This window comes from Streptomyces niphimycinicus (assembly GCF_018883605.1).
GTDB classification, from domain to species: Bacteria; Actinomycetota; Actinomycetes; order Streptomycetales; family Streptomycetaceae; genus Streptomyces; species Streptomyces niphimycinicus.
Window position 1 is genome coordinate 1 of record NZ_JAHLEM010001026.1, and the last position, 4,294, is coordinate 4,294.

4 protein-coding genes are annotated in these 4,294 nt (G+C 68.1%); all 4 read left to right on the forward strand.

Annotated features, from left to right (window positions below; genetic code table 11):
- Window positions 1–527 precede the first annotated feature (527 nt).
- The 4 genes from rpsB (at window position 528) to frr (ending at window position 4,015) form a co-directional block, all read left to right on the forward strand.
- Window positions 528–1,469, forward strand: coding sequence for a 30S ribosomal protein S2 (rpsB, locus tag KN815_RS47080; protein WP_216347909.1), 942 nt, complete (start codon window positions 528–530; stop codon window positions 1,467–1,469).
- A gap of 110 nt (window positions 1,470–1,579) precedes the next feature.
- Window positions 1,580–2,416: a translation elongation factor Ts gene (tsf, locus tag KN815_RS47085; protein ID WP_216347910.1), complete on the forward strand. Its 837-nt coding sequence runs from the start codon at window positions 1,580–1,582 to the stop codon at window positions 2,414–2,416.
- Window positions 2,417–2,570: 154 nt separating this feature from the next.
- The gene (pyrH, locus tag KN815_RS47090) at window positions 2,571–3,353 is read left to right on the forward strand and encodes a UMP kinase (RefSeq protein WP_014055206.1); all 783 of its coding nucleotides are present in this window, start codon (window positions 2,571–2,573) and stop codon (window positions 3,351–3,353) included.
- 104 nt (window positions 3,354–3,457) lie between these two features.
- Window positions 3,458–4,015: a ribosome recycling factor gene (gene frr, locus KN815_RS47095; protein WP_059144208.1), complete on the forward strand. Its 558-nt coding sequence runs from the start codon at window positions 3,458–3,460 to the stop codon at window positions 4,013–4,015.
- Window positions 4,016–4,294: the final 279 nt, after the last annotated feature.

Genomic DNA, 4,294 nt, shown 5'->3' on the forward strand with positions numbered 1-4,294 from the left:
CTCAGCCGCCCCAGACGCCGTGCCCGGACCGGACGCCGTGCCCGCCCCGGACGCCGTGCCCGCCCCGGACGCCTCGGCCGGGGTCGCCGCCGCGGCCCGCGCTGTCGAAAGAGGTACCGCCGCAAGAGACGCCGTCGCCACTGGCAGCACCGACAAGATCGGCAGCGCCAGAATCACCAGGGCAAGAGCCCGTCCCACCACAAGCCTTCGCATGTCCTCCACGATGGCCCGGCGACCCGAAACGGGTGGATCATGGGCGGAATCGGGGGACTACTCACGGGTTGTGGATAACGCCGTCACCCGGCACCGTACCCGTCCCGTACACTTCTTATGGCGATCCGGGTCACCGGATCGACTTCGCACGCCCCGCCACCGACGCTCCGATCGCGCATCGGTCAGCTCGGTGGCCGCGCCCCTCGGTCCTTGGACGACCCCCGAAAGGGCCTCGTCCGTGGCGGGCGCGCCGGGACGTCAGGAGCGGCGGCCGCCCGGCCGCCGTGGAACCGAGTACCTCAAGGAGTACGGCCATGGCCGTCGTCACGATGCGGGAGCTGCTGGAGAGCGGCGTCCACTTCGGGCACCAGACCCGCCGCTGGAACCCGAAGATGAAGCGCTTCATCTTCACCGAGCGCAACGGCATCTACATCATTGACCTGCTCCAGTCGCTGTCGTACATCGACCGCGCCTACGAGTTCGTCAAGGAGACCGTCGCCCACGGCGGCTCCATCATGTTCGTCGGCACGAAGAAGCAGGCGCAGGAGGCCATCGCCGAGCAGGCGACCCGCGTCGGCATGCCCTACGTCAACCAGCGCTGGCTGGGCGGCATGCTCACCAACTTCTCGACCGTCTACAAGCGCCTTCAGCGCCTGAAGGAGCTCGAGCAGATCGACTTCGAGGATGTGGCCGCCTCCGGCCTCACCAAGAAGGAGCTCCTGGTCCTCTCCCGCGAGAAGGCCAAGCTGGAGAAGACCCTCGGCGGTATCCGCGAGATGCAGAAGGTGCCGAGCGCCGTCTGGATCGTCGACACCAAGAAGGAGCACATCGCCGTCGGTGAGGCGCGCAAGCTCCGGATCCCGGTCGTCGCGATCCTCGACACCAACTGCGACCCGGACGAGGTCGACTACAAGATCCCGGGCAATGACGACGCGATCCGCTCCGTCACCCTGCTCACCCGGGTGATCGCCGACGCCGTCGCCGAGGGCCTCATCGCCCGTTCCGGCGTCGCCACCGGTGACGAGAAGGCCGACAAGGCCGCGGGCGAGCCGCTCGCCGAGTGGGAGCGCGACCTGCTCGAGGGTGAGAAGAAGGCCGACGACGCCGAGGCGAAGCCCGCCGAGGACGCCAAGCCTGCCGAGGACGCTGCGGACAAGCCCGCCGAGGCCGCCGCGGAGACGCCCGCTGAGGACGCCAAGCCCGCCGAGGACGCCACTCCTGCCGAGGCCCCCGCCGCGGGCACCGAGCAGGGCTGACCACTCAGACGTCACTCAGACGGTGTATGACGGCGGGGGACGGTGCCGATGGCGCCGCCCCCGCCGTTCACCCGTAGAGCTTTCGACTTTCGAGAAGAGATTTACAGATCATGGCGAACTTCACCGCCGCTGACGTCAAGAAGCTCCGTGAGCTGACCGGCGCCGGCATGATGGACTGCAAGAAGGCGCTGGACGAGGCCGAGGGCAACGTCGACAAGGCCGTCGAGATCCTGCGCGTCAAGGGCCAGAAGGGTGTGGCCAAGCGGGAGAGCCGCAACGCCGAGAACGGTGCTGTCGTCTCCCTCATCGCGGACGACAAGACCTCCGGCGTGCTGGTCGAGCTGAAGTGCGAGACGGACTTCGTCGCCAAGGGCGACAAGTTCGTGGCCGTCGCCGACGCCATCGCCGCCCACGTCGCCAAGACCTCCCCGGCCGACCTGGACGCCCTGCTCTCCTCCGAGATCGAGTCGGGCAAGACCGTCCAGGCGTTCGTCGACGAGGCCAACGCGACCCTCGGCGAGAAGATCGTCCTGGACCGCTTCGCGCAGTTCTCCGGCGGTTTCGTCGCGGCGTACATGCACCGCACCAGCCCGGACCTGCCGCCGCAGGTCGGCGTCCTGGTCGAGCTGGACAAGGAAGACGCCACGGTCGCCAAGGACGTCGCGCAGCACATCGCCGCCTTCGCCCCGAAGTTCCTCACCCGCGACGAGATCTCGGCCGAGACGGTCGAGAACGAGCGCCGGGTCGCCGAGGCCACGGCCCGCGAGGAGGGCAAGCCCGAGGGCGCCCTGCCGAAGATCGTCGAGGGTCGCGTCACCGGCTTCTTCAAGGAGAACGTCCTGGTGGACCAGCCGTTCGCCAAGGACAACAAGAAGTCCGTCCAGAAGGTCCTGGACGAGGCCGGTGTCTCGCTCAAGCGCTTCGCCCGTTTCCGCGTCGGCGTCTGAGCCGAGCAGCGAATGACCGTCGACCCCGATAGGGTCGTAGTCAGCCAACCGTCAACCGGTCGGCCGCAGATGTGACGAGGAGGCCATTGCCGCAGAGGTCGTAACAGGACCGTCCGGCAGTGGCCTTCTTCGTATGTGCACGAGGAGATCTCCAATGAATCACGGCGCGGACGCCAAACAGGCCGCCGATGACAAGAACGCGCACGGTGCGGCCAAGCATGGTCGCTTCATGCTGAAGCTGTCCGGCGAGGCGTTCGCCGGAGGCGGGGGACTCGGTGTCGACCCCGATGTCGTGCACGCCATCGCCCGCGAGGTCGCCGCCGTGGTCAGGGACGGCGCCGAGATCGCCATCGTGATCGGTGGCGGTAACTTCTTCCGCGGTGCGGAGCTACAGCAGCGCGGTATGGACCGGGCCCGCTCGGACTACATGGGCATGCTCGGAACCGTCATGAACTGTCTCGCCCTCCAGGACTTCCTGGAAAAGGAGGGCATCGACTCCCGCGTCCAGACCGCCATCACCATGGGCCAGGTCGCGGAGCCGTACATTCCGCTGCGTGCGGTGCGCCACCTGGAGAAGGGGCGCGTGGTCATCTTCGGCGCGGGTATGGGCATGCCGTACTTCTCCACGGACACCACCGCGGCCCAGCGGGCGCTGGAGATCGACGCCCAGGCCCTGCTCATGGGGAAGAACGGCGTGGACGGGGTCTATGACTCCGACCCCGCCCGCAACCCCGACGCGGTGAAGTTCGACGCCCTGGAGTACGGCGAGGTGATCACCAGGGACCTGAAGGTCGCCGACGCCACCGCGATCACCCTCTGCCGGGACAACAAGCTGCCCATCCTCGTCTTCGAGCTCCTGGCCGAAGGAAATATCGCGCGCGCGGTGAAGGGTGAGAAGATCGGCACGCTGGTGAGCGACCAGGGCTCCCGGGCCTGACGGCTCGAACGGGGGATGGACAACGGCCTGCCGGTCGGACACCGTGCAGGAGAAGACGCACGCAGGGGCGAGGCTCTGCTTACTGATAACACCAGGAGCAAGTGGTGATCGAAGAGACCCTCCTCGAGGCCGAGGAGAAGATGGAGAAAGCCGTTGTGGTCGCCAAGGAGGACTTCGCCGCGATCCGCACCGGGCGTGCGCACCCGGCGATGTTCAACAAGATCGTGGCGGACTACTACGGTGCGCTGACGCCGATCAATCAGCTCGCGTCGTTCTCGGTGCCGGAGCCGCGCATGGCCGTGGTCACGCCGTTCGACAAGACCGCGCTCCGCAACATCGAGCAGGCGATCCGGGACTCGGATCTGGGCGTCAACCCGAGCAATGACGGCAATATCATCCGGGTGGTGTTCCCCGAGCTCACCGAGCAGCGCCGTAAGGAGTTCATCAAGGTCGCCAAGGCCAAGGGCGAGGACGCGAAGATCTCGATCCGCAGCGTCCGGCGCAAGGCCAAGGAGTCCATCGACAAGCTGATCAAGGACGGCGAGGTCGGCGAGGACGAGGGGCGCCGGGCCGAGAAGGAGCTCGACGACACCACGGCGAAGTATGTCGCGCAGGTGGATGAGCTGCTCAAGCACAAGGAAGCCGAGCTGCTCGAGGTCTGATGAACGACTCTTCCTGGGGGGCCCCACCAAGCGCCGGATTCCGGGCACCGGGCGGTCAGGGCACCTCCCCCGGCTACGGCTGGGTGGCGGCGCCTTCTTCGGCGGGTCCCGCGCACGAGGTGGGCGAAGCGGCGCAGACTCGCCCCATGCCCACCGTGCCCCACGCAGGCGGCGACTCCGGCGAGGCCGCCGACCGTGACCGGGGGGCCGCTCGGCTGAGCGGCCCCCTCTTCCGCGACGAGCGGGAGCCGCAGCCCGGACCCCGGCCGCCCGCCGGGC